Annotated in this window: 25 protein-coding genes, 4 tRNA genes and 8 pseudogenes; 19 read left to right on the forward strand and 18 right to left on the reverse strand. The window is 41.2% G+C overall.

Annotation, left to right across the window (positions count from 1 at the left end; all coding sequences use genetic code 11):
• Positions 1 to 58 precede the first annotated feature (58 nt).
• The 8 genes and pseudogenes from KUH03_RS14610 to KUH03_RS14645 all read left to right on the forward strand — a co-directional run bounded on the left by KUH03_RS14610 (position 59) and on the right by KUH03_RS14645 (position 3,380).
• Positions 59 to 811, forward strand: coding sequence for a UDP-2,3-diacylglucosamine diphosphatase (locus KUH03_RS14610; RefSeq protein WP_373564731.1), 753 nt, complete (start codon positions 59 to 61; stop codon positions 809 to 811).
• A gap of 176 nt (positions 812 to 987) precedes the next feature.
• The gene (locus tag KUH03_RS14615) at positions 988 to 1,269 is read left to right on the forward strand and encodes a hypothetical protein (RefSeq protein ID WP_257094380.1); all 282 of its coding nucleotides are present in this window, start codon (positions 988 to 990) and stop codon (positions 1,267 to 1,269) included.
• A 120-nt stretch (positions 1,270 to 1,389) separates the two neighbouring features.
• Positions 1,390 to 1,719, forward strand: a complete 330-nt coding sequence (locus tag KUH03_RS14620; RefSeq protein ID WP_108636081.1) for a multidrug efflux SMR transporter — start codon at positions 1,390 to 1,392, stop codon at positions 1,717 to 1,719.
• Between the two features lie 98 nt (positions 1,720 to 1,817).
• Positions 1,818 to 2,890: pseudogene (prfA, locus tag KUH03_RS14625) on the forward strand (peptide chain release factor 1).
• Positions 2,891 to 2,961: 71 nt separating this feature from the next.
• Positions 2,962 to 3,035: transfer RNA gene (locus tag KUH03_RS14630), tRNA-Asp, on the forward strand.
• Positions 3,036 to 3,095: 60 nt separating this feature from the next.
• Positions 3,096 to 3,169, forward strand: a tRNA-Asp gene (locus tag KUH03_RS14635).
• 34 nt (positions 3,170 to 3,203) lie between these two features.
• Positions 3,204 to 3,277: transfer RNA gene (locus tag KUH03_RS14640), tRNA-Asp, on the forward strand.
• Positions 3,278 to 3,304: 27 nt separating this feature from the next.
• Positions 3,305 to 3,380, forward strand: a tRNA-Asp gene (locus KUH03_RS14645).
• 57 nt (positions 3,381 to 3,437) lie between these two features.
• Here KUH03_RS14645 and KUH03_RS14650 read toward each other — a convergent pair.
• From KUH03_RS14650 to KUH03_RS14685, 10 genes and pseudogenes are all read right to left on the reverse strand, one after another.
• Positions 3,438 to 3,701: a (4Fe-4S)-binding protein gene (locus KUH03_RS14650; protein WP_257094382.1), complete on the reverse strand. Its 264-nt coding sequence runs from the start codon at positions 3,699 to 3,701 to the stop codon at positions 3,438 to 3,440.
• A gap of 9 nt (positions 3,702 to 3,710) precedes the next feature.
• On the reverse strand, positions 3,711 to 3,854 hold the full coding sequence (locus KUH03_RS45950) for a hypothetical protein (protein ID WP_306429589.1): 144 nt from the start codon (positions 3,852 to 3,854) through the stop codon (positions 3,711 to 3,713).
• A gap of 17 nt (positions 3,855 to 3,871) precedes the next feature.
• The gene (locus tag KUH03_RS45955) at positions 3,872 to 4,009 is read right to left on the reverse strand and encodes a hypothetical protein (RefSeq protein ID WP_306429590.1); all 138 of its coding nucleotides are present in this window, start codon (positions 4,007 to 4,009) and stop codon (positions 3,872 to 3,874) included.
• Complete coding sequence (locus KUH03_RS14655) at positions 4,006 to 4,899, reverse strand: MFS transporter (RefSeq protein WP_306429591.1); 894 nt, start codon at positions 4,897 to 4,899, stop codon at positions 4,006 to 4,008. The genes KUH03_RS45955 and KUH03_RS14655 overlap by 4 nt, the downstream gene beginning before the upstream one ends.
• Before the next feature lie 536 nt (positions 4,900 to 5,435).
• Entirely contained in the window at positions 5,436 to 6,122 is a 687-nt protein-coding gene (locus KUH03_RS14660; protein ID WP_257094384.1) for a discoidin domain-containing protein, read from the reverse strand.
• Positions 6,104 to 7,651, reverse strand: a complete 1,548-nt coding sequence (locus KUH03_RS14665; RefSeq protein WP_257094387.1) for a glycoside hydrolase family 2 TIM barrel-domain containing protein — start codon at positions 7,649 to 7,651, stop codon at positions 6,104 to 6,106. The genes KUH03_RS14660 and KUH03_RS14665 overlap by 19 nt, the downstream gene beginning before the upstream one ends.
• Entirely contained in the window at positions 7,648 to 8,616 is a 969-nt protein-coding gene (locus KUH03_RS14670; protein ID WP_257096970.1) for a glycoside hydrolase family 2 protein, read from the reverse strand. Before KUH03_RS14670 ends, KUH03_RS14665 begins: the two co-directional genes overlap by 4 nt.
• A pseudogene (locus KUH03_RS14675) lies at positions 8,614 to 8,709 on the reverse strand (hypothetical protein); the annotation flags it as partial. The gene KUH03_RS14670 and the pseudogene KUH03_RS14675, both read right to left, overlap by 3 nt.
• 85 nt (positions 8,710 to 8,794) lie before the next feature.
• Positions 8,795 to 8,944, reverse strand: a complete 150-nt coding sequence (locus KUH03_RS14680; protein ID WP_257094389.1) for a hypothetical protein — start codon at positions 8,942 to 8,944, stop codon at positions 8,795 to 8,797.
• Positions 8,944 to 9,450, reverse strand: a complete 507-nt coding sequence (locus tag KUH03_RS14685) for a hypothetical protein (protein ID WP_257094391.1) — start codon at positions 9,448 to 9,450, stop codon at positions 8,944 to 8,946. The genes KUH03_RS14680 and KUH03_RS14685 overlap by 1 nt, the downstream gene beginning before the upstream one ends.
• A 276-nt stretch (positions 9,451 to 9,726) precedes the next feature.
• Between KUH03_RS14685 and KUH03_RS14690 the strand changes: the two are divergent.
• The 3 genes and pseudogenes from KUH03_RS14690 (at position 9,727) to KUH03_RS14700 (ending at position 11,427) form a co-directional block, all read left to right on the forward strand.
• A pseudogene (locus KUH03_RS14690) lies at positions 9,727 to 10,304 on the forward strand (RNA polymerase sigma factor).
• A complete protein-coding gene (locus KUH03_RS14695; protein ID WP_257094393.1) occupies positions 10,301 to 10,843 on the forward strand; it encodes a hypothetical protein in 543 nt (180 codons plus the stop codon). The pseudogene KUH03_RS14690 and the gene KUH03_RS14695 overlap by 4 nt, the downstream one beginning before the upstream one ends.
• Positions 10,837 to 11,427 (forward strand): S1C family serine protease, encoded by a 591-nt coding sequence (locus tag KUH03_RS14700; RefSeq protein ID WP_257094395.1) that lies wholly within the window; start codon positions 10,837 to 10,839, stop codon positions 11,425 to 11,427. Before KUH03_RS14695 ends, KUH03_RS14700 begins: the two co-directional genes overlap by 7 nt.
• Positions 11,428 to 11,786: 359 nt before the next feature.
• Here KUH03_RS14700 and KUH03_RS14705 read toward each other — a convergent pair.
• Positions 11,787 to 12,420 (reverse strand): annotated as a pseudogene (locus KUH03_RS14705) (peroxiredoxin).
• Between the two features lie 282 nt (positions 12,421 to 12,702).
• On the opposite strand from KUH03_RS14705, the pseudogene KUH03_RS14710 reads away from it, so the two are divergent.
• Positions 12,703 to 13,838: pseudogene (locus KUH03_RS14710) on the forward strand (acyl-CoA dehydrogenase).
• A 63-nt stretch (positions 13,839 to 13,901) separates the two neighbouring features.
• On the opposite strand, the gene KUH03_RS14715 reads toward KUH03_RS14710, so the two are convergent.
• The 7 genes and pseudogenes from KUH03_RS14715 to KUH03_RS14740 form a co-directional block, all read right to left on the reverse strand.
• Entirely contained in the window at positions 13,902 to 14,306 is a 405-nt protein-coding gene (locus tag KUH03_RS14715; protein ID WP_257094397.1) for a hypothetical protein, read from the reverse strand.
• Between the two features lie 9 nt (positions 14,307 to 14,315).
• The gene (locus tag KUH03_RS14720) at positions 14,316 to 15,476 is read right to left on the reverse strand and encodes a glutamate-5-semialdehyde dehydrogenase (RefSeq protein WP_257094399.1); all 1,161 of its coding nucleotides are present in this window, start codon (positions 15,474 to 15,476) and stop codon (positions 14,316 to 14,318) included.
• Positions 15,477 to 15,596: 120 nt separating this feature from the next.
• Positions 15,597 to 15,983 carry a PUA domain-containing protein gene (locus tag KUH03_RS14725; RefSeq protein WP_257094401.1) on the reverse strand — a complete coding sequence of 129 codons (387 nt, stop codon included), beginning with the start codon at positions 15,981 to 15,983 and terminating at the stop codon, positions 15,597 to 15,599.
• A complete protein-coding gene (locus KUH03_RS14730; RefSeq protein ID WP_257094403.1) occupies positions 15,980 to 16,591 on the reverse strand; it encodes a hypothetical protein in 612 nt (203 codons plus the stop codon). Before KUH03_RS14730 ends, KUH03_RS14725 begins: the two co-directional genes overlap by 4 nt.
• A gap of 275 nt (positions 16,592 to 16,866) precedes the next feature.
• Positions 16,867 to 16,968: a UvrB/UvrC motif-containing protein gene (locus KUH03_RS48645; protein ID WP_373564815.1), complete on the reverse strand. Its 102-nt coding sequence runs from the start codon at positions 16,966 to 16,968 to the stop codon at positions 16,867 to 16,869.
• Between the two features lie 218 nt (positions 16,969 to 17,186).
• Positions 17,187 to 18,407: pseudogene (locus KUH03_RS14735) on the reverse strand (helicase-related protein); the annotation flags it as partial.
• Positions 18,404 to 18,895 (reverse strand): DEAD/DEAH box helicase family protein, encoded by a 492-nt coding sequence (locus KUH03_RS14740; protein ID WP_257094407.1) that lies wholly within the window; start codon positions 18,893 to 18,895, stop codon positions 18,404 to 18,406. The gene KUH03_RS14740 and the pseudogene KUH03_RS14735, both read right to left, overlap by 4 nt.
• A 283-nt stretch (positions 18,896 to 19,178) precedes the next feature.
• Between KUH03_RS14740 and upp the strand changes: the two genes are divergently transcribed.
• From upp to KUH03_RS14775, 7 genes and pseudogenes are all read left to right on the forward strand, one after another.
• Positions 19,179 to 19,826 (forward strand): uracil phosphoribosyltransferase, encoded by a 648-nt coding sequence (upp, locus tag KUH03_RS14745; RefSeq protein WP_257094409.1) that lies wholly within the window; start codon positions 19,179 to 19,181, stop codon positions 19,824 to 19,826.
• 103 nt (positions 19,827 to 19,929) lie between these two features.
• Positions 19,930 to 20,401 (forward strand): annotated as a pseudogene (locus KUH03_RS14750) (ribonuclease H-like YkuK family protein).
• Between the two features lie 52 nt (positions 20,402 to 20,453).
• A complete protein-coding gene (gene pnuC / locus KUH03_RS14755) occupies positions 20,454 to 21,056 on the forward strand; it encodes a nicotinamide riboside transporter PnuC (RefSeq protein WP_257094410.1) in 603 nt (200 codons plus the stop codon).
• A gap of 23 nt (positions 21,057 to 21,079) precedes the next feature.
• Entirely contained in the window at positions 21,080 to 21,514 is a 435-nt protein-coding gene (locus KUH03_RS14760) for an ATP-binding protein (RefSeq protein WP_306429594.1), read from the forward strand.
• Between the two features lie 243 nt (positions 21,515 to 21,757).
• Positions 21,758 to 22,167, forward strand: a pseudogene (locus tag KUH03_RS14765) (BrxA/BrxB family bacilliredoxin).
• 188 nt (positions 22,168 to 22,355) lie between these two features.
• On the forward strand, positions 22,356 to 23,144 hold the full coding sequence (locus KUH03_RS14770) for an amidohydrolase (RefSeq protein WP_257094411.1): 789 nt from the start codon (positions 22,356 to 22,358) through the stop codon (positions 23,142 to 23,144).
• Positions 23,141 to 23,989, forward strand: a complete 849-nt coding sequence (locus KUH03_RS14775; RefSeq protein WP_257094413.1) for an amidohydrolase — start codon at positions 23,141 to 23,143, stop codon at positions 23,987 to 23,989. Before KUH03_RS14770 ends, KUH03_RS14775 begins: the two co-directional genes overlap by 4 nt.
• The last annotated feature ends 65 nt before the right edge of the window (positions 23,990 to 24,054 follow it).

Raw genomic sequence — 24,054 nt, forward strand, 5'->3', positions numbered from 1 at the left:
ACATGTCAACAAGAAAAAAATCTATTTTGCCTCAGACTTCCATCTAGGATCCTATCCGTTGGAGCATTCGCGCGAAAGAGAGCGATCCATTATTCAGTGGCTCGATGCGATCAAGGTCGATGCCGCAGAGCTCTATCTTGTTGGTGATATATTCGATTTTTGGTTTGAATATGCGACTGTGGTTCCCAAAGGTTATATACGCTTTTTGGGCAAATTAGCGGAAATTGCCGACCTCGGTATCCCGATCACGTTATTTAAAGGCAACCACGATATGTGGATGTTTGATTATCTCAAAAAGGAATTAAATGTTCAGATCGTTGACAATGAACTGGAACTTGTATTAGACAATAAACTTTTTTATATCCACCATGGGGATGGTTTGGGTTCCGGTGATTATAAGTACAAATTGCTCAAAAAAGTATTTCGGAGCCGTTTCTGCCAATGGTTATTTGCAAGATTACACCCCAATTTGGGCATAGGAATCGCCACCCGATGGTCCAAACACAGCAGACTTTCCAATAATGAAGATGAAAAATTCCTGGGCGAAGACAAGGAATGGCTAATCGGTTATGCGAAAGAACTCGAAAGCAAGCAACATCATGATTTTTACCTATTTGGCCACAGACACCTACCCTATGATGTCAAACTAAATCCTGAAAGCCGTGTTGTCAACTTAGGCGAATGGATCAATTATTATACCTATGCGGTATGGGACGGGGAAAATTTAAGTTTGGAAAAATGGGAGAAAAATCGTAATTTCTTTAGCAGACTGCTTTCAGGGCTACCATTTTCTAAACCCAGACAGCATTGATCGGCTCGAGCAGATCAGTCAAAAACTTGTATGTAAGCGGAATAGTGTATTGATCAGGCAAGATAAAATCCAGAAGGACATTTATTTTTGGCATCTGGATTAGCGCGGGTCTATTATGAAACTGCAGACAGACAGATTACCTTGGATTTTGTATCTCCGGGGGTACCTTGATCTCGATGAACAGCTATGTACATGACACACCAGGATACGAAAACATTGATCTTCTAGAAGATAGTATTGTCTACCAAATTGACCAAAAACAATTATTTGCGCTCTATGAGAGTGACATTGCCATTGCTAATTGGGGAAGGAAAATGGCTGAGCTAGAATTTATCAAAGCGGAGCAGCGTACGATGTCCAAACTTTTAATACGGCCCAGGAACGGTATGCCGAGTTGCTCGAAAAATATCCCCAATATATACAGCGGATCAAGCTTGGTTACATCGCCTCATACTTAGGTGTTAGCCAAGTAACCCTCAGCCGTATTCGCGCGAATATCCTTTAAAATTTTTAACATTTGTTAAAATTATTCTGCGGAAAAACGTAGACCTTTGTCCCTGGAACAAAAAAACAGATATATGAACTGGGTATTTTTAATTCTTGGAGGAATATGTGAAATTGGTTTTACAACCTGTTTGGGAAAAGCCAAGGATGCAGAGGGCAGCGAGCAATGGCTTTGGTATGGGGCCTTCGTTGTCTTCCTATTTGCGAGTATGGGCTTACTGATCAAAGCAACACAAACACTTCCCCTTGGAACGGCCTACGCTGTATGGACGGGTATTGGTGCAGTCGGAACAGTTTTAATGGGTATTATCTTCTTTAAAGAACCCGCAGATTTCTGGCGCATATTCTTTATTTTCACGCTGATTGCTTCTATCGTTGGACTAAAAGCAGTTTCCTCTCATTAATAGCTGGCTAGGTAGTTCAAAAGCAACAAAATTTCCTTACTTTTGTACTCTCAATAGTAATCTAGGTCATAAATTCCTAGAAGAAGCATTTTTGATATATGTTAGATAAATTACAAGCGATCAAAGAAAGATGGGAAGAAGTGGAAGCTGAATTAAGCAACCCTGACACCATGCAAGATATGAAACGTTTTGCCAAATTGAATAAAGAGTACAAAGATTTGGGCAAAATCGTGGATCAATACCATATTTATAGAAATATGGTCAGTAATATTGATACCAATAAGGACATCATCATGAACGAGAAGGATCAGGAACTTCGTGAGATGGCCAAAGAAGAGCTAGATATTTTATTGGTTGAAAAAGAGGAAAAAGAAGAAGAAATCCGTTTGATGCTCATCCCTAAAGATCCTGAGGATGCCAAAAATGCCATTATCGAAATTCGTGGTGGAACGGGTGGTGATGAGGCGGCTTTATTTGCCGGTGACCTTTACCGTATGTACACGCGTTATTTCGAAACAAAAGGCTGGCGCAATGAGGTGATGGACGTTACTGAAGGAACTTCGGGCGGTTATAAAGAGGTTATCCTTAAAGTAATCGGTGAAGATGCTTATGGTCAATTGAAATATGAGTCTGGTGTACACCGTGTGCAACGTGTTCCTGATACAGAGACACAAGGACGTGTACATACATCAGCAGCTTCAGTTGCCGTATTGCCAGAAGCAGAAGATGTCGACGTAGAGATCAATCCAGGTGATATCGAATTACAGACATCCCGTTCAGGTGGTGCCGGAGGTCAGAACGTCAATAAAGTAGAAACAAAAGTACAATTGACACATAAACCAACAGGTATTGTTGTCGTTTGTCAGGTAGAACGTTCCCAATTGGCCAACCGTGAGTTAGCGATGGAGATGCTTCGTAACAAACTTTATGAGCTTGAACTGAACAAAAGAATGGGGATATTGCTGCAAAAAGAAAAACTTTGGTCTCAACAGGTGACCGTTCAGCAAAAATCCGTACTTATAACTACCCACAAGGTCGCGTAACTGAACATCGTATTGGTATGACGATGTATAACCTACCGGCGATTATGGATGGTGATATTCAAGGAATTATCGATGCATTGCAGTTTGCGGAAAATGCAGAGAGGATGAAAGACGGTCAGGTAGACTAGTTTTTTTCAAAAATCTTTGCAGATACGTAAACAAACGCTATATTTGCACACCTTCTGAGGAGAAGGGTTGAGGTCTGGTAGTTCAGCTGGTTAGAATACATGCCTGTCACGCATGGGGTCGCGGGTTCGAGTCCCGTCCAGACCGCTTCAAAAAAGAGAGTAATCTCGGTAAGTTCTTTAACAGAATAAGTTTTTAAGATTTTTAGGTCTGGTAGTTCAGCTGGTTAGAATACATGCCTGTCACGCATGGGGTCGCGGGTTCGAGTCCCGTCCAGACCGCTAAAAATTATTAAAAACAATCTTTAAGATTTTAGGTCTGGTAGTTCAGCTGGTTAGAATACATGCCTGTCACGCATGGGGTCGCGGGTTCGAGTCCCGTCCAGACCGCTAAAATTTTAAAAAACACACATTGTTGGTCTGGTAGTTCAGCTGGTTAGAATACATGCCTGTCACGCATGGGGTCGCGGGTTCGAGTCCGTCCAGACCGCCAACAAAAAAGCATCATTTGAATAAAATGATGCTTTTTTTGTTACACGAATTTCCTCGTCTATTTTTTTAGTTCGTACTGCAACGCTCCCGAAGGACAACGCTTAATCTGATCAATCAGTTCCGCTGTGTTGGCATTTTGAGCCGTAATCCAAGGCCGATCTTTTGGATGATATACCTGTGGCAAACTTTTAACACAGACGGCGGCATGTTCACATCGCTCGGGAATCCAAAGTACAGTGATCTCCCCATTGGGATGATCATATCTAACAATCTTTTCTTCCATAATAAAAATCTCTCCTGAAATACTAATATCAATAAGCACGATTTTGTTTTAGGAAATCGGACGTCTTCGTTTGATCATCCTGCTGACACGATAGATCATAAAAATACTCAGCACGGAGAGTAAAACAACAATAATACCCAAGGTTGGATAATGCTCCAATGGACTTTCTTTTGTCTGTTGAACAATGATCACACCGGCGAGTGATGCAGCTACTCCCCAGCCAACTGTTGCAAGGACGAACTTATGCTCATAAATGCACCCCTATCCTTCATCTCAGGAACCGCACTGATTAAAGCCGAAGAAGGAGTCATGCGGCTCAAGATGCCGGCCATCATCAGGATATTCAAAATGACAACAAGATAAAATGGTGTAACCCCAGATTGGTATAAATCAAGACCACCACCATCAGCCATATTGAAGCTAGCGCAAAGATTTTAAACTTATCATAACGGTCACTCAATTTTCCAACGATAGGCATAATAATCAGTGAGGCAACACCGGATATCATAAATAATAGGGGCAATTGCTCATGACTAACATGTAAATTATTGACGGCAAAGGCACTTCCGAAAGGCATCATCATATAACCACCAATAGAGAGCAACGCTGTCGCGAGAAAACCAATGCGATATTCCTTTTGCGAGAATGTGGACCAAAGGTGCTTAAGTGCAGATTGATGCTTCTGCAGGCCGATATGTGCAGTTATAGGAATCAGTTTAACTGCAATAATAATGACAATGATCAAAGCCATGACAGCGATCCATAAGAAAGCACTATGCCAGCCCCAATTATTGGCTATATATAGACCTATTGGGATCCCCAGCACCTGACTCGCACCAAAGCCCATCTGTACAAAGCCCATGACACGCCCTCTTTGTTGAAGCGTGAATATATCCGTAATAATAGCCATGGAAATCGATCCAATGACACCACCAAACAAACCCGTCACTATACGGGCGGCAACCAAGGTCCAATAATCATTGGCGAAACTGCAGAAAAAGGTTCCAATGATAAAACCTGAATAAAAAAACAGCAAGAGCTTCTTCCGGTCAAAGCGATCGGCAAAACCAGCAGTCAATAGCCCCGATGCGCCGGCACTAAAAGCATAGGCTGAAACCGCAATGCCAAATTGAGATGGTTTTAGATCGATGGCCTTCATCAAGATATCGCCCATAGGTGACATCACCATAAAATCGAGCACGACGGTAAATTGCGTAATCGCCAGCAAAAACACCACGAGTTTTTGATACGCCGTAAACGGGGATTCGTCTGTTGGTCTATTTCCATATGATAATGATGATCTTGGTTTAAACTGTGTTAAAAATACACAAGCGCTGGAACATTCTCAGTAATAAGTTTATAAAAATTATTCAACAAGCTTTTTAACCCCTTTAGGTCCAGTTTTTAACGAACCTACAGGGGTGAACAACGCTACTACCGACATTTTCTACCCCTATAGTGTTCTGTCTGCTCGCTGATAACAGAGACTTAACTGTCAGTATGACCATGCAATGAACAGGTTCCTTTCATTTATTTAAACGTATTGAATCCGTAAAAACGGCTGAGTTTAGAGGATAGTGTACATAGATCTGCAATGATGGTGCAGAACGGGTTTACTTAACACCTATTGAATCCATAGAAACGCCAGCATTTACTGAAACCTGACATATAAAACAAAAAAGCCAGCACCCCGGTTTCCCAAGTGCTGGCTTTAATCGCATCTCGTTTATGCTTTATTCAGCGATAACAGCAAACTCTGCTCCTGAAGCGAAATCATCGCCACGTTGTGAATTTAATGCGGTAAAGCGAATATAACGTCCTTGACAGGTTTCTCAAAACGAACGGTTTTGAGTTTTTATTTCGCTCAAATGTACCCGACATCACATCTTCCCAGTTTTTACCATCTTTACTTACCTGAATCTTATAATCCTTGATATCGCCATTGGCGCCATCTGGCCTAGGCAAAAATGTAAAACCTTTGATAGTCTTCACACTCGCCGCATCGAAATCAACCCAATGCGGATATTGAGCTACGGTGACCGAGTACATTGTATGCCAGATCGACGTAGGATCTCCATCCAATAGGTTCTTGGCATCACCTTCACCCGTCTCCTGACTGGAGGCAAAGACCACTTCCATCGGAACCGTTTCGATCTTACTGTATTGTTGTGTCACTTTTAGTTTTTCATTTCCTTGATACCAGGCTGTTATTGTTCCGCCCTGACGCAGATCAAAAGAGCTCTTATAGGTGTTTGCTTTTCCATTATTCAACGTATACAGTACAGTCTCCGCTTTATTTCCCGAAAGAACAGATACCTCGCCTGTTGAACTTCTGGCGAAAGAAATAGGGGCATCTCCAGCTGTAGCAACATGAGCTTTGGCTAGATAATCATTTTGCTGGATCGGACGGATAATAAAACCGATTGAAGTTGGTACTGCTTTCACACGGTCTTTTTCCAATGGCGGCCCTTGTCCGCAGCTATTACCCCGAGACCTGTAACCGCAGCGTCCAAATGCAAATGCACACCGGAGCTCTTTGGTAATTGATAAGGGTGCGGCGCAAATGTCAATTCTAGTTCACTATATTCCAATGCGGACGTAGCGAGATGTTCCTTTGCAATGAAGATCACTCCTTGTCCATCCTTATTGGTCAAAGATGTCCAACGCACATCCTCATTGTTACTCATATTTTGCGGGTTGGGCCAAGGTACAAATTGATCTTTTACGGTGCTTTTATGTAATTCTATAAATTGTGCCGTCTTACGATCCGCATAGTTATTGATCGGACCACGTCCATAATAGCTGTAGTTACCAAACTCACCTGGCAATTGCAAGGAGTATCCCAATCTTGCCAATACAACACTTGCATTGTTGGAAGTGATACTAGATGATAATTCAATCGAACCATCTTTATATATCGTCCAGATCTGATTGCTTGTAAATTTGAAATCATCATTACCAAATGGCTTATCTGTATGCTCTTTGAGTGTATACGTCCCAGATGTTCCACCCAATAAAGAAGCACCATAGGGAGCTTGTGACTCGATTGTAAATGCCAAAACGACTGTACCATCTTTCTTCGTATAGCTGTTTGAAGACAACACTTTGTGCTTTAAATTATGTAGGCCCTTTTCAAACCATTGCTGATAAGCCCAGTTATCATTATCGACAGGTGCACGTAAAGCATCTAGTTTAGGTCCTTCGCCCTCCCGTATAATTTGCTTGTTAGCATACGCTAAGCTATAGATTGACCCAGTCTTATTGTCAAATTTTGCAACAAACTGATCCCCTTTTACCACCTGCAACTCACCTTCTTTGGAAAGCACAGGATTTTTCCCATTAGCAACAGACGAAATCAACGGTTTATTTTCAGCGGCTTTAACAAACAGCTGTTCCTCCATTTGAACAAAGCCTTTATTTGCCCATGGCTTGTCCTCATTGAGCAAAAATTGAACTTTCACAAAATATTCAGATCCGGCATCCAATTTACCGTATTTTATCGGTAGGACAATCTGTTTCTTCTGACGAGCCTTTGGCAAATCAGCAGCAGCTATTGTGCCGGCGCTTCCAGCAGCAGCAACACCATCTTTGAACAAAGACCATTCGACTTGATAATCACTAAGATCTTTGAAATAGTTTTTATTGAACAGCTCAATTTTTCCCTGTTGAATATCGATAGCTTTAACCCCTACATTTTGATAAACCTTTTTGACTTCAAAGTATTGTGGTTTGGGCTTCATATCAGCGAAGATCAAGCCATTGTTGACGAAGGTACCGTCATTAGGCTTGTCCCCAAAATCACCACCATACGCTAAAAACCGCTCGCCGGTCTTTTTATCGTAATAATACATAGCCTGATCAATCCAGTCCCAGATTGCCCCACCCATGAAAAAGTTTGTCGACTCAATAGCTTCCCAGTAATCGATCAGGTTACCGACAGCATTTCCCATGGAGTGTGAGTATTCGGAGATATGGAATGGGTACTTCAATTTGTACGTTCCTTGACAGCCCCTCTGACCCAGTCAATAGAAGGGTACTGATTTGAACCCATATCTACTATTGTGTTGTTACGTTCGTATTGGACAGGTCTTGAGGTATCGATTTTCTTGATCGCATCATAGGCGGCTACAAAATTATCTCCAGGACCAGCCTCATTTCCGAGCGACCAAATCACAATAGAAGGATGATTAATGGTCGCATGCACCATTTCGATATTACGTGCCACATGCGCATTTTTCCATTCTGGCACATGAGAAATGGACTCTTTTCCATAATAATATTGATGGCTTTCGATATTGGCCTCATCCTCAACATAGATACCATATTTGTCACAGAGGTAATACCAATATGGAGGCTCTGGATAGTGTGAATTACGCACATGATTGATATTGGCGCTTTTCATCAACTTCACTTCAGCTTCCATTTGCTCCCGGGTAACGACTTTTCCATGTTCAGGATTTGTCTCATGGCGGTTGACACCTTTCAGTTTAACCGTTTTGCCGTTGATGTAGTAATAACGTCCAGCAAGGCCAAATTCGTCGTCAGACGCTTTGGTATCTTTAATTTCAACCTTCCGAAATCCGACATAGGTAGAAACAGTCTCGATCGTTTTATTTTTCTTGTTCTTCAATTCGGCTACCAATGTATATCGATAGGGAAGTTCAGCGGACCATTTATCTGGATTTTTTACCGCTAATGTCGCTTCAATACTGTTCGAAGCCTTCGCATCCAATTGTGGAACAACAGCGGATGCTTCAGCCTGGTCTACAAGTGTATTCTCATCACTATACAGTTTATTCTTATATAAGGAGTAGACAAGCTTATAACCCTCAGCTTTCTTATCGCTCAAATTACGTACGGTACCCGTAATTTTTAAGGTACCATTTTCATAGCGATCATCCAATGTTGGAATTGCTGCCAGATCACGGACTTGGATTTTGGGTGTTGAAGTCAACGAGACATCGCGAAATATTCCAGGTAGTCGGAACATATCTTGGTCTTCCAAAAATGAAGCATCCGAACTCCGATAAACTTCTACAGCCAATACGTTCTCTCCACCTTTTTTAAGAAAGCAGAGATATTAAAGGAAGCAAGATTTCTTGAATTTTTCGAAAACCCTACATACTTACCATTTATCCAGAGATAGAAAAAGAGTCTACTCCATCAAAATTGAGAAATACCTCACGACCATCCCAATCCTTCGGGACCGTAAAATTACGGCGGTATGACCCCACTTCATTGCGGTATATATAAGTCGTCCAATCTTGTGGCGGTGTACGCATTACCCTCCACGCCAATCATCAACCTTAACCTGATGTTGAAAAATCACCCGTTGGTTGGTATAGATCGGTACACCGTATTTTAAGCTGCCATCCTTCTGAATACCGTAGATATTCCAGCTCATTGGAACAGGTACGGATTCCCAAGCATTGACATCATATTTGGGATCGTAAAATTCTTTTGGACGTTCTTCAGGCGTCTTTACCCAATGAAACTTCCAGGAACCATTGAGTGAGCGCCAAAAGTTACTATGCTCAGGAAGTACGTTTCGCGCATTTTCTACGTTTGAAAAGGAAAAGAACGAAGCATGTGGCAGTTCTTTGTTGAGTGATAATAACTGTGGTGATTCCCATTCATTACCTTTTGGAGATAAGATATCTTCATACTGGAAACCTTCGATATGTGGTGTAAAAGACTGTCCCACTGTCAAGGTCGAATGAAGAGCCAGCAATGAGGTCAGTAACGTGGAAAAAACAACTGATTTTCTTAACATAATGTATTTAAGCATTTTAGTTCAGGAAACCAAATGTAACTTCATTTTATAGGAATAACAAGCAGATTATTAAAGCACTCGATTGCGAAACTTTTTCGATACATAAATAAACAACGGATGATTCAAGGATCATCTGAAAATCGAAGCAAAACAAATGCTTTCGGTTTCAGGTATTAAGCAGTATTTTTGTGCTTAGATTTCGCATTAAACAAATAAAAGTTTACGTTTGAAAATATTTTGAAGATTTTCATTTTTCAAAGGGTTACAATTTAGGCATTAAGGTATTAATAGGTGAGTAAATTCAGTAAATCAGTCCTGCTAGAAAATGATGAGCAGATCATTGAAGGCCTCAAAGAAGGCAATAGCTTGGCGATTGATAGTATCTATAAACGATATTATCCATCCATAAGCCATATGATACTGCAAAACAATGGAAGTGAGGATGAAGCAAAAGATATCTTTCAGGAGGCTGTAATTGTGCTCTACGATAAAGTTGCCAAAGGTGACTTTGAGCTCAGCAGCAAACTCAAAACATATCTTTACTCGATTTGCCGAAGGCTTTGGCTTAAGCAACTCAATCGTGCGGGTTTTGGCAATAGTGACATTAGTGGTTATGAAGACTCCTTATTTGAGGAAGAAGATTTACAACAGCACCAGGAACTTGAAAAAAGTTCGATCAAATGGAACTTGCGCTAGAGAAAATGGGTGAACCCTGTAAGACGATCTTACATGATTTCTATATCTTAAACCACTCGATGCAGGACATCTGTGAAAAATTTGGTTATACCAATACAGATAATGCCAAGACTCAAAAATATAAATGCCTTCAACGGCTGAAAAAATATTTTTTTCAACAGATTAAAATTTGAGTAACACCATGGGAACAATGAATCAAAAAGAATTTTTCGAATTGGCTGACCAATATCTCCGCGGGGAATTACCTGCAGCGGAAAAAGTGGCATTCGAATCTTTTTGTGCTGAAAACCCTTCGTATGCTGCCCAATTACAACAACACCGCGACTTTGTTACCAATATGAAGGAAACTAGCCAGAGGCTTGATTTCAAAAATGTATTGGCCAACTCAGCCAAGGAATATCATAAATCCCAAGGTACAACCACGAAAGTGGTTCCGATGAAACAGTCTACTGTTATTTCTCTTTGGGAGCGGATTAAAGCAAGCTCTTTAGTAGCTGCAGTTGTGGCAGTATTTGCGGTATTTGGCACCTTATGGCTAAGTGGCTATTATAGCAACTTGGAAAAAGCCTCTTCAGATTACAGCGCATTACGCCGTGACATGAATAATGTCAAAAGAACGTCAATGCACATAACGCTGCGATCAAAGATATCAATGATAAAAAGTCGGTTAAAAGTAGCGAAAGCCAATTTGGAGCGACAGGTTTTATGTTGACAACAGATGGTTATGTGGTAACCAACTATCACGTGATCAGTGGTGCAGACTCCATTTATCTGCAAAATGGTAAAGGTGAATCTTACAAAGCACAAGTTGTTCACACCGATGCCAGCAAAGATTTAGCAATCTTATATATCGCCGACAAAAACTTCAAAAAGGCTAAAAGCTTACCTTATACCTTCAAAACGTCTACTTCAGATTTAGGTGAGGATATCTATACCATCGGCTTCCCTCGTGATGAAGCAGTATATGGACAAGGATACTTAAGCTCTTCAACAGGTTATGCGGGTGACACCATTGCTTATCAAATATCCGTTCCTGTCAATCCAGGAAACAGCGGTGGTCCGGTCCTAGACAGTAAAGGGAATGTGATCGGGATTATTTCAGGTAAACAAAGAGGAATAGATGGTGCTGCTTTTGCCATCAAAACCAAGTCAATCATGAATGCCCTTGCTGATATCCCTAGCGACTCATTAACGGCAGGCGTAAAAATCAATAGGAAGAATGCATTGGCAGGTCTACCAAGAACCGAACAGATCAAAAAATTACAAGACTATATTTATATGGTTAAGGTCTATTAAGACTGTAATCCTATCATATTTATAAAAAGGCGGTACATAAGTACCGCCTTTTTTTTTGACCTTCGGTCACTTTCCCTTTTAGTATGCTGCCTTTTCTTTCTGCTGTGTCGCTCACAGATACAAACCCAAATAAACAATACAGTTTCAATAGCTATTCATGAAGCAATTTTAATGTTGGACCGTGAGCGATCAGAATTCCAGATCGTAAGGAATATATCCTGCATAAAAGATATGCTTTCAGTAGATTGACAGGTCCGAATAAGTTGAACAAACTTGCGTATAGAATAGGCTCTAAAATGAAAAACGTCAGATCCAAAAAGATCTGACGTTTTGTATACCTCTAAATTTAACCTAATTGCTTATAGATTAGGCTGCGGGGTTGTTCTTAAATAAGGCTTGATTTCCTTAAATCCTTTTGGGAATTTTGCTGGAATATCTTCCGTCTTAATGGCAGGTACGACAATAACGTCTTCACCATGCTTCCAATCCGCCGGTGTAGCCACCTGATAATCTGCTGTCAACTGTAATGAATCTATTACCCGTAAGATTTCATCAAAATTACGTCCAGTAGATGCAGGGTATGTCAAGGTCAATTTTATTTTTTTATCTGGGCCAATAATGAAAACCGAACGTACAGTAGCTGTCAAAGAAGCATTCGGATGAATCATATCATACAGCTCAGAAATGTGCCGATCTTCATCTGCAATAACCGGAAAATTCACCTCCGTTTGTTGCGTTTCATTGATATCCTTGATCCAGTTCAAATGATCGTTTACATTATCTACGCTTAACGCAATCGCCTTAACGCCTCTTTTGTCAAATTCAGACTTCAATTTCGCTGTACGCCCCAACTCAGTTGTACATACAGGGTATAATCAGAAGGATGTGAAAAAACACCACCCAGCTATCTTTAATATAATCGTGAAAATCGATTTCACCAATAGTCGTTTGCGCTTTAAAATTTGGCGCTTCGTCTCCTAATCTTAAACTCATAATCTTATTTTTTAAATATGTTCAAAACTACATACTCTACAAATATAGTAGATTAAATTTAGCGAACAAATAATTCCCTACTTTTTTAAATTGAGATGAAAAAACGTCCATTAAATACTATGCAAGCATAATATATATTTTGTATATTTGGTTATAAGCTAGCTGTTTCCCAAAAAGGACTGAAATCAGCGCCAACGCCGCAATGCTAAAACATTTTTGCTTTGCGACGATTAATAAAGAGTTACAGTTGTGATAAGTTATAGACCATAAAATTGAGATATCATGAACTTTGAATTAAGCGAAGAACATAAAATGATCCGTGATGCAGCACGGGAGTTTGCCCAAGAACTGAAAGCGGGTGTAATACAACGGGATGAAGAAGCCAAATTTCCGACAGATTTTGTCAAACAGATGGCCGAACTGGGCTTTATGGGAATCATGACACCTGAAGCCTATGGTGGTGCTGGTATGGACACCTTGGCCTATGTACTTGTATTGGAAGAAATCGCCAAAATCGATGCATCCGCAGCCGTTATTGTTTCCGCTCACAATTCTTTGGTACTCTATGGACTGAATGCTTTTGGAACAGAAGAGCAAAAACAAAAATACCTTGTTCCATTGGCTAAAGGGAAAAACTGGGCGCATTTGCACTCTCAGAGCCTGAAGCTGGATCAGACGCCTCCTCACAACATACAACCGCCGAAGACAAAGGTGACCACTATCTACTGAATGGTACGAAGAACTGGATTACCAATGGTGGTCACGCCGATATTTACCTCGTCATCGCACAGACTCATCCAGAAAAAGGCCATAAAGGAATCAATGTATTGATTGTTGAAAAGGGATTACCTGGGTTCACAATTGGACCAAAAGAAAATAAATTGGGAATCCGAAGTTCAGATACGCATTCATTGCTATTTTCGGATGTCAAAGTACCCAAGGAAAATCGTATCGGTGAGGATGGTTTTGGGTTCAAATTTGCCATGAAAACACTCGATGGAGGACGTATAGGTATCGCAGCACAAGCATTGGGTATTGCTGCAGGAGCATATAATCTTGCACTTGCCTATTCAAAAGAACGTAAAACATTTGGCAAACCAATTTCAGAACATCAGGCGATCCAATTTAAACTGGCCGATATGGAAGTAGATATCGAAACGGCGAGGCTGTTGACCTATAAAGCGGCATGGACCAAAGATCAAGGTCTACCTTATGGAAAAGAAGCTGCGATGGCCAAGCTACACGCTTCTGAAGTAGCGATGAAACATACTGTCGAAGCTGTTCAAGTCCATGGCGGTTATGGTTATGTGAAAGAGTATCATGTAGAAAGATTAATGCGTGACGCCAAGATCACACAGATCTATGAGGGTACTTCTGAGATACAACGACTGGTTATCGCACGGGAAATCTTACGTTAAGCATGTTCATCGTATAACTTAAAATAAAAATCCTGTCCCTTTTCAAAGAAACGGACAGGATTTTTATTGATTATTCAATTTACCATCGATCATCGAAAGGTATTGATAATCTTGAAAAGAGAAACTCGCCGTTTCAGCCATAGCCAAATTTAAGATGAGTTTTGCTTTTCGCAATAAATTCTGCTGTTCTTCGCCGTTTGCATTCAAGCCATCAAATAGTAAGGTTAATGCCAGTGGATGTAACTGCTGTGCCTGAAGTTCCGCTTTTGAATAGGTCGTCAGTTCGCTTTCGGAAAGTCCCAAAAAATATCCCCTGCTCTTCTCAAAGAACTTTTCATAAGCACCTTCAAAAACTGTCGGATCAGTCGGCTCCGTAAAAGCATCATGTCCTTCGGTCCAGATACGCAGAAATTTACCAATTTCCTCAATCCAGTTCATCAATACATCTTTCTTAAAACTTAATCCCATAGTCTTTTCTTATCGGATCTGCCCATTCCCGCGGACAATCCATTTTTCTGTTACCAACTTCTCCAATGCAAAAGGACCACGTGCGTGCAGTTTTTGTGTTGAAATTCCTATTTCTGCTCCCAATCCAAACTCACCACCATCCGTAAAACGAGTTGAAGCATTCGCATATACTGCCGCTGCGTCCACTGCATTCAAAAATCGTTCGATAGTCAATTCATGCGAAGACACAATACACTCCGAATGTTTTGATGAATATTTTTCGATATGTTCCAAAGCTTCATCCAATCCATTGACTGTTTTTATCGAACACTTCAAATCTAGAAATTCTCTTCCAAAATCTGCTTCTTCGGCCGCCACTAAATTTGAAAATTTTTGATGCGCCAATAATTTATAGGCAATGGGGTCTGCAAATACCTCCACGGCAGCATTTTCAAGGTAAGGTGCTAGTTTAGCCAAAAATTCTGGTGCTACTTCCTTATCCACTAAAACCGTATCTAAAGAATTACAGACCGATGGCCTGGAGATCTTTGCATTGGCTACTATTTTTGCGGCCATCTCAAGATCAGCTGTTTTATCCACATAAGTATGACATACACCAGCGCCAGTTTCTATAACAGGAACTTTCGCATTTTCCCGAACAAAATCTATCAAGGATTGTGAGCCGCGTGGAATAATAATATCGACATATTTAGTAGCTTCCAGCAATTCCGAGACATGTTTACGCGCTACAGGCAGCAATTGCACAATGTCTGTGGGAACACCATTTGCTTCTAATACACGATGGATAACGCGCAGCAAGGCCTCGTTTGTATATTGCGCATCAGAACCACCTCTCAACAAACAAACATTGCCTGACTGGATACAAAGCGCCGCTACATCTATTGTAACATTCGGGCGGGACTCATAGATCACACCAACAACACCAAGCGGGACTGTTATTTTCTCTATTTCTAATCCATTGGGCAAAATTTTCTTGAGCAACAGCTGATCGGTCGGATCTGCTAGATCAGCAATCTGTTTTACGCTAGCTGATAGTGCGTGTAAGCGATCACTATTCAGCAGAAGACGGTCTTTCTTTGGATCTCCATCATCCATACGATCCAGGTCAATTTTATTCGCATGCAGGATTAGGGCCTCTTCTTCAACAAGTGCCGCAGCGATAGCCTCCAAAGTGACCTTTTAGCATCTGGAGCAAATTGTTGCAAGAATTGTTTCGCCTTAGCTGCCCCCTTCAATTGTTCAATTATTGATTCACTCATAACAATACGATATCATTTGCATGCGCAATTTCTAAATTTTTTTACTGGACTGAGATAACAGCGATGAATCCATTTTCGCCCGGGCCACAGCCACTGTCAAACCATCGAGGTTCACAATGTTCAGCACCTCTCCTTTCTCAAAATGCTCAACAATACGCGTTACACCAACAGCGAGTAAGCTTTTATGCTTCAACAAAGCCTCTTCAGCACCTCGGTCCACCATCAGCTCACCCTTAATTAGACTTCCACTCGCCAACCATTTTTTTCGTGAGGAGATCTTTTTACGCTCCGGCAAGCACAAGGTACCTGTTTCATGTTTGATCGCTTTCGTGATCGCATCTTCAGTCTGCATACTAAAAATAACCACTTCAATTCCCATCTGATTAGCTAGACGCGCAAAATTCAATTTTGAGGTCATCCCCCTAATCCTACCGCAGATTTATCTTTCCTAGCCAATCCCAGAACATCCCGGTCAATGGTTTCTATCTTTTCTATGATTTTATTATTCGCGTCCAATACGCCTGGAACAGAAGTACTAAACAGTAATTTTTCAGCACCAAATCCAACAGCAATTAACGTAGCCAGTTCATCGTTATCCGAGAACTTCAACTCTTTATTGCTCACCACATCATTTTCGTTTGCTATCGGGATAACATTGTTGCGCCACAGTTCCTCATAGGTATTCTTTAACTGGAGGAACTGGTCCCGATTGGAAAAATGATGTCTTTCACATAGGCTTTGCGCCAACGAAATCTTAAAAGGCCTGAAGTAGGTGGAATACGTATTAATCAATATCGGATTTCCGATGGCGGCAGCGGCCTTCCGCTCTGACAGTGTACCTGTATAACTGGGGAGAAAACGCTTGCCGGCAGCAACAGCACCTGAAGATACCAGGACAATATTGTACTTCTTCTGCAAAGAAGCAATCTGCCGGGCAACCTCCAAAACAATACGTTCATCAACTTCTCCCTCTTTCGTGGTAATAGAAGCCGATCCAAATTTGACAACGAGAATAGGCTTTTTCATTGTAAGTATGCTTTAGTTTAGATTAAAGCCCTAATTTACTGAGAAGAATTTGATTTTTGCAAAATATGTTAATAATTGAACAATATTGCGCAATAAAATGCCGCCTATTTTTAAGCGGGTAAATCACCTTCACCCGAAAACTAGACCGTAAAGAAAGGTTATCCAAAAAGGAAAAGTCCCCTCCTGAGCATTGAATATTCAGTAAGAAATCATAGGTGGGATGCACACAACATGAAAGGAAAATACAGCCTTATTAAAAAGCAAGTATATCTCATTTACGATGAAAAACGCTCCTCGTAGAGCTTTTCCAAAGAGAACATTTCATCACGGTATTTGGCGGCTTCCAAGAAGTCCATTTCTTTCGCAGCTTTATCCATTTTCTTGCGAACAGCATCAATCGCTTTTTCAGATCTTTTTCGCTGAGGTACTGCATGACAGGATCCGCGGCAATAGCCTGTGTAGGATCTGGCTCAACATAAAACTTTTGCTCAACGCCTGAGAAATCGGCGACAGAGGTCTGCTCCAGAATTTCTTCCCTGGTCTTTCCAACCGTTCGTGGGGTGATACCATGTTCTATATTATAGTTCATTTGCTTTTCCCTACGTCGATTGGTCTCATCAATTGTTACGCGCATACTATCTGTCATTTTATCCGCATACATGATCACCCGTCCTTTATCATTCCGGGCAGCACGTCCGATCGTTTGGATCAGTGAGCGCTCCGAACGTAAAAAGCCCTCTTTATCGGCATCGAGAATAGCCACCAGTGTAACTTCGGGTAAATCCAATCCCTCCCGAAGTAAATTCACGCCAACTAAAATATCAAACTCACCCAAGCGCAATCCACGTAAAATCTCTACGCGTTCCAAAGTCTTGATTTCAGAGTGTATATAACGAACTTTCAGATTCAACTTGGTCATATATTTGGATAACTCCTCCGCCATCCGTTTGGTCAGGGTCGTTGCCAACACACGCCCCCCCTCCTTGATCGTTTTGTCTACTTCCTCCAGAAAATCATCCACCTGATTTATCGCCGGACGAACCTCAATAATGGGATCCAATAAGCCTGTCGGCCGGATGACCTGTTCAACAACGACACCTTCCGTCTGTTGCAATTCATAATCTCCGGGAGTCGCCGAAACATAAATCGTCTGATTGGTCAACGATTCAAACTCCGGAAAATTGAGCGGTCTGTTGTCCAAGGCTGCCGGTAATCGAAAACCATGTTCCACCAAAGAGACCTTACGTGAGCGGTCACCACCATACATGGCCCGTAACTGCGGCAAGGTAACATGGCTCTCATCAATGACAAGCAGATAGTCCTCCGGGAAATAATCCAGCAAACAGAAAGGACGCATCCCCGGCTGTCTTCCATCGAAGAATCGAGAATAGTTTTCTATTCCAGAACAATAGCCAAGTTCACGCATCATTTCCAGATCGTAATTCACACGTTCTTCCAAACGTTTGGCTTCTAACATAAGCCCTTCCTCCTCCAACTGTGTTTTACGCTGCATCAATTCATCCTGAATAGCCCAGATAGATTCTTTAAATTTCTCTTTCGGAGTAACGAAAAGGTTCGCTGGGAAAAGGGCTAAATCCTCCATTTTATTCAAGGTCTTACCAGATACCGGATCGATCTCACTCAATTCGTCAATCTCGTCACCAAAAAGGAAATACGGATCGCAAAATCCAAGTAAGCAGGGTATACATCGACGGTATCTCCTTGCACGAAAAGTACCACGTTTAAATTCAGTTGTTGTTCTAGAATAGAGGATTTCGACCAGTTTATGCAAAAAGGCATTCCGTGTTATTGTCATTCCAACGCCAAAACGAAAATTGACCGTGAGAAATCTTCGGGATTTCCCATACCATAAATACAGGAGACGGAAGAAACCACAACAATGTCCCGTCGTCCGGACATCAGTGATGAAGTCGTTGCCAATCGTAGCTTCTCTATTTCCTCATTGATCGCCAGATCTTTTTCAATGTACGTATTCGTGGAAGCTATAAATGCCTCCGGCTGATAATAATCATAGTAAGAAACAAAATAATTAACCGAATTATTCGGAAAGAACTGTTTGAATTCACCATACAGCTGAGCCGCCAATGTCTTATTGTGACTTAATATGAGGGTTGGCTTCTGTGTTTCTTGAATTACATTGGCAACAGTAAATGTTTTACCGGATCCGGTAACACCCAAGAGCGTCTGATATTGTTCACCTTGGTCCACACCTGCTACCAATTCTTTGATTGCCTCTGGTTGATCACCCGTCGGTCTATACTCTGATGTCAATTCAAATTTCATACAATTCCTATTTCTTAAAGAAAACTATTTCGACCTTTCATTAAGCGTCAGCACCGAAGCATCGCTATATCTCAGCTTAGAAAAATCCGTTACATGCACACAATGATAATCTATAAATGTTACGATTTTGTAACATGCGGTCTAGGGCCATATTTTAAATGGTCTTCACACAAATTTACTAATTTTTTACCATTTTATATCAAACTATAATTATGCCGCAGATGTTATTACTTTCAGTTGATTATTTACTATCTTTAGCTTTAACAGAACTAGCACGCAGGTCATGGTCACTATTCTATCTACCCAAAATAGCATTGCAAATCATTTTATTGCAGAATTGAGAGATGTCACTATTCAGCGGGATCGCATGCGTTTCCGTCGGAATCTGGAACGGCTCGGCGAAGTATTTGCTTATGAGATCAGCAAAACCATGACCTTTAAACCCGTGGAGGTTGAAACACCTTTGGGTGTTGCCAAGACACAGCTATTGATGGAACAGCCGGTATTAGCCACTATCCTAAGGGCAGGACTTCCCTTTCATCAAGGTTTATTAAATATCTTTGACCAAGCCGACAATACTTTTATCGCGGCTTATCGGCACACCAAAAAAAGTGGCGAATTTGAAGTTCACAAAGAATACGTCAATACACCGAATTTAGATAATAGAACAGTTATCATCGTCGACCCGATGCTGGCTACCGGAAAGAGTCTGGTCTTATGTTGTAAAGATCTTTTGGCCGAATATGAGATTAAGGAATTACATATTGTTGCAGCAATTGCATCGGAAGAAGGATTAAACCATGTCAAGGCTTTCGTTCCGACTGCGCGTATCTGGGTGGGTGATGTTGACCACGAATTGACAACAAAAGCCTATATCGTTCCCGGTCTAGGCGACGCCGGAGATCTGGCCTATGGTGAAAAACTTCATTAATGTGGAGAATTATTTAAAATTAAATTAACACTTAGATCATTGAAATTCAGTAAATTTATGTCAATGATGAAGTTTAATTTATATATATCTAATTTATACCACTATGAGATGGCAAAAATACAATGGCGAATCCATTCGCTCCACGATTTTCGATGCTGTTGAGGAAGTCATTAAACGAGAAGACGCCCTAGGAAACAAGCTCAAGGTTTATATCGGCACCGATTCCCAAGTAAAGAGAGGAATCATCGACTTCGCCACCGTCATCGTCTTTCTCAGGGAACATAAAGGTGGATTTATGTTTATCCAACGGGACAAAAGGCATCACCGAATGAGTATTAAAGAACGGATGCTACTCGAAGTCCAAAATCCATCGACATCGCCTACCAACTCTGCCCCTCCTCGAAAAACACAAAGTGGACCTAGAAGTCCACGCCGACATCAACACCAATCCAAATTTTCAGTCAAATGTAGCCCTCAAAGAAGCCATGGGATATATTATGGGTATGGGGTTCGTATTTAAGGCCAAACCTGAGTCTTTTGCGAGCACCAATTGCGCCAATAAACAGGTGCAGTAGTTGATTCTAAGGCAGACTTTGTATCTTTAAGGTGTAATTTTTAATACACCAGATGCAGGATTTTTTTCAGCAGATTGCCAGTCAATTTGCCCAAACCACTTGGCTCGAATGGTTAGGTACACTAACTGGTTTCCTTTGTGTCTATTTGGCCGCAAAGCAAAATATATGGAACTGGCCGATTAGCATTATCAGTGTGATTTCCTATGCCATTCTTTTCTATGATGCAAAACTCTACGGCGATACCGTGTTACAATTTTACTTTCTATCCACAGCCGTGTATGGCTGGTATTATTGGCATAAGCGAAAGGAAGAAAAAAAGAAACCGATTGTTAAGGCCAATAGAAACCAATTCTTTCTGAGCATACTTGCCATTATTTGTTTGACAGCAGCAATAGGCTACCTTTTGGACAGTAAGACAAATTCTGATGTTCCCTATATCGACGCATTCTGTACTTCAGTTAGCTTTGTGGCTCAATTTCTAATGACGAGGAAAGTACTTCAGAACTGGCTTCTCTGGGTTTTCGTCGATATCTGCTATATTCCATTGTATATACACAAAGAGCTTATGCTAACAGCTGTACTGTATCTTGTATTCGCCATTATTGCATGGAATGGTTACCGTGACTGGCAAAAAACATATAGAAATTTTGTGTAATATTGCCTATCAAAAAGATAGATGTGGGAAAAGAGTTAATAAAAATTGCCGTCGTAGGCCCCGAGTCTACAGGGAAGTCAACCATGGCACGGTATCTCGCTGAAAAATTTCAAACGGTCTGCGTACCGGAGTATTCGCGCTATTACTGTCAGAGTCTCAATAATAAATATACGTTACAGGATGAGGTCAACATGTTTTATGGGCAGGTCGCTTTGGAAGAAGCACTCCTTCCTTTAGCAAAGGAAAACATCCTGATCTGTGACACCACTTTTATGACCGTGAAAATCTGGTCTGACCATCTATTCAATCATACTCCAAAAGACGTTACCGATAAGATTCAGCAACACCCCTATGACCTATACCTGCTGATGGATATTGATCTACCTTGGCAAGACGATCCATTGAGAGATTTTCCGGAGCAACGGGAACACTTTATGGAAGTATGGAAAAAGAATTAAAAGCTATCAGTGGTCAATATCACATTATCTCAGGAGAGGGACAGCAGCGATTGGAAAATGGCTTAACAGCTGTTAACGATTTTCTGACATTGATTTGAGACAAGCACCTTGACGAGAAAGCCTTTTACATCTATATTTGTAAAAGTAAAGTATAGCGTTTTGGCAAAAGATCATTTAATGTGAAACAGAAAGTCACGCTCTACCGAATTAAATTAGAATATTAACATTTTTACTTAAGAAATAATGTATCCAGAATATTTAGTAGCTCCAATGCGTCAAGAGTTAGTTGATGCGGGATTCGAAGAATTAAAAACTCCAGAAGCAGTTGATACTGCAATCGCTTCAGAAGGAACTGTATTTGTCGTTGTTAACTCCGTTTGTGGTTGTGCTGCAGCAAATGCACGTCCTGCAGCAAAAGCGGCTGTAAAAACGAAAAACATCCTGCAAAACTAGTTACTGTTTTCGCAGGTATGGAAACTGATGCTGTTAACACAGCACGTAACTACATGTTGCCTTATCCTCCATCTTCTCCAGCAATGGCGTTGTTCAAAGATGGTAAATTGGTACACATGATTGAAAGACATATGATTGAAGGTCGCCCGGCACAAATGATTGCTGACAATTTAGTTGCTGCATTTGACGAGTACTGCTAATCACATATTTTGATTTTTGAATTAAAACGGCTATCTGAGTTATTTGGATAGCCGTTTTTGTTATCCGCTCTCGACGCTAATCTATAATATACCAAACCATACTTCAGCCAATTCATACGATACTTCCATCAAATCATATTTCAAAGAAATAACCCTCGCTTTATAAACACTTTTTCTATTTTTAGGATATGAGAAACTTTCCAGTTATTCTTTTCCTCTTTTCCATGATCTTCCTTGCCTGTTCCCCTCAAGAAAAGGTAGACCTGATTGTGTACAATGCACATGTTTATACCGTTGATTCCACCTTCAGCACAGCACAGGCATTTGCTGTCAGGGATGGTAAATTTATTGCAATAGGCTCAGACGACGAGATCCAACGAAAGTATAAAGCCAAAGAGAAAATAGACGCCGACGGGAAAGCGATCTATCCTGGATTCTACGATGCGCACGCTCATCTATTTGATGAAGCCGAACTGATGGATCAGGTCGACCTGAATGGCGCAGATTCTTTCGAAGAAGTGATTCAACGGGTCAAAAGTTATCAGCAAAAGAACCCCAATAAAACCTGGCTCATCGGCGGTGGCTGGGACCAAAATCGCTGGAAAGACAAATCCTTCCCTACAAAGGAACTACTGGATAAAGCTTTCCCAGATATACCAGTGTACCTGATAAGGGTAGATTATCACGCCGCAGTGGTAAACTCCAAAGCCCTGGAATGGGCCAAATTGACAAATATTCCAATTATTCATGGTGGCGTTGTCGGTGGAAGCAACAATACACCGAATGGTCTTTTGATCGACAATGCAATGGATCTGGTCAACAAAACAATCCCGGTACCTAGTGAAAAAGAGTACCTGAGAATGCTAAAGCGAACCCAGGACTCATTGCTTTCTGTGGGCCTTACTTCTATTGTGGATGCAGGTTTATCAAAAGAAAGACTCAACTTATTAAAAAATACTATCAGGATGGGGAATTGAAATTTAGAGATTATGCGATGATCCTTGGCAATCCGCAAAATATCTCCTCATTTATAGCACAGGGATTTTACGAAACGGATCGTTTAGAAATCAAATCATTCAAATTACTCGCAGATGGCGCATTAGGCTCAAGGGGAGCCTGTCTGCTCGCTCACTATCATGATGCAGCTACACATGGCTTTCTTTTGCATAGCCCAGAGGAATATGAAAACATGATCAAAGCGATTGCCGCCAGTAATTTTCAGGCCAACACCCATGCGATCGGTGATTCAGCTAACCGAATTATCTTGGATATCTATGGCAAATACCTCCAGCCACATACAGATCGCAGATGGCGTATCGAACACGCACAGATTATATCGCCTGTCGACTTCGATAAATTCCGAAAATTCCAGATTATCCCTTCTGTGCAACCTACCCACGCCACATCTGATATGTATTGGGCAAAAGACCGACTAGGAGAAGAGCGAATGAAAGGCGCCTATGCGTACAAGCATCTCCTGAAAGAATATGGCAAACTCGCTCTGGGAAGTGACTTCCCGGTTGAACATTTCAATCCGATGTATGGTTTTCATGCAGCTGTGGCCCGTGTTGATAAAAAAGGTTACCCAGATCAGGGCTTCCAAATTCAGGATGCTATCAGTCGGGAAGATGCATTGCGCGGAATGACAATCTGGGCAGCATACTCCTGCTTTCAGGAGAAAAAACGGGGAAGCATAGAAGCAGGCAAAGACGCCGATTTTGTTATCCTCGAACAAGACATCCTCAAAATACCAAACGAACAATTGCGGAACGTAAAAACAACACGAACGGTAATTGCTGGAGAAACTGTTTTTACAAGGTAAGCACTAGTTATTTCTGCTGAGCACCACGCTGATTTTCACTGCCTCACTTATCTCAAAAGAAACAA

Origin of the sequence: Sphingobacterium sp. E70 (assembly GCF_019285695.1) — a bacterium.
Taxonomy (GTDB): Bacteria; Bacteroidota; Bacteroidia; order Sphingobacteriales; family Sphingobacteriaceae; genus Sphingobacterium; species Sphingobacterium detergens.

Coding starts and splice junctions, on each gene's coding strand:
- KUH03_RS14715 (WP_257094397.1), bottom strand. CDS start 14,306: ATGGGATTAAGTTTTAAGAAAGATGTATTGATGAACTGGATTGAGGAA.
- KUH03_RS14620 (WP_108636081.1), top strand. CDS start 1,390: ATGAACTGGGTATTTTTAATTCTTGGAGGAATATGTGAAATTGGTTTT.
- pnuC (WP_257094410.1), top strand. CDS start 20,454: ATGCAGGATTTTTTTCAGCAGATTGCCAGTCAATTTGCCCAAACCACT.
- KUH03_RS14680 (WP_257094389.1), bottom strand. CDS start 8,944: ATGCGTACACCGCCACAAGATTGGACGACTTATATATACCGCAATGAA.
- KUH03_RS14685 (WP_257094391.1), bottom strand. CDS start 9,450: ATGCTTAAATACATTATGTTAAGAAAATCAGTTGTTTTTTCCACGTTA.
- upp (WP_257094409.1), top strand. CDS start 19,179: ATGGTCACTATTCTATCTACCCAAAATAGCATTGCAAATCATTTTATT.
- KUH03_RS14725 (WP_257094401.1), bottom strand. CDS start 15,983: ATGACCTCAAAATTGAATTTTGCGCGTCTAGCTAATCAGATGGGAATT.
- KUH03_RS14770 (WP_257094411.1), top strand. CDS start 22,356: ATGAGAAACTTTCCAGTTATTCTTTTCCTCTTTTCCATGATCTTCCTT.
- KUH03_RS14615 (WP_257094380.1), top strand. CDS start 988: ATGAACAGCTATGTACATGACACACCAGGATACGAAAACATTGATCTT.
- KUH03_RS14700 (WP_257094395.1), top strand. CDS start 10,837: ATGTTGACAACAGATGGTTATGTGGTAACCAACTATCACGTGATCAGT.
- KUH03_RS48645 (WP_373564815.1), bottom strand. CDS start 16,968: ATGGATAAAGCTGCGAAAGAAATGGACTTCTTGGAAGCCGCCAAATAC.
- KUH03_RS14740 (WP_257094407.1), bottom strand. CDS start 18,895: ATGAAATTTGAATTGACATCAGAGTATAGACCGACGGGTGATCAACCA.
- KUH03_RS14730 (WP_257094403.1), bottom strand. CDS start 16,591: ATGAAAAAGCCTATTCTCGTTGTCAAATTTGGATCGGCTTCTATTACC.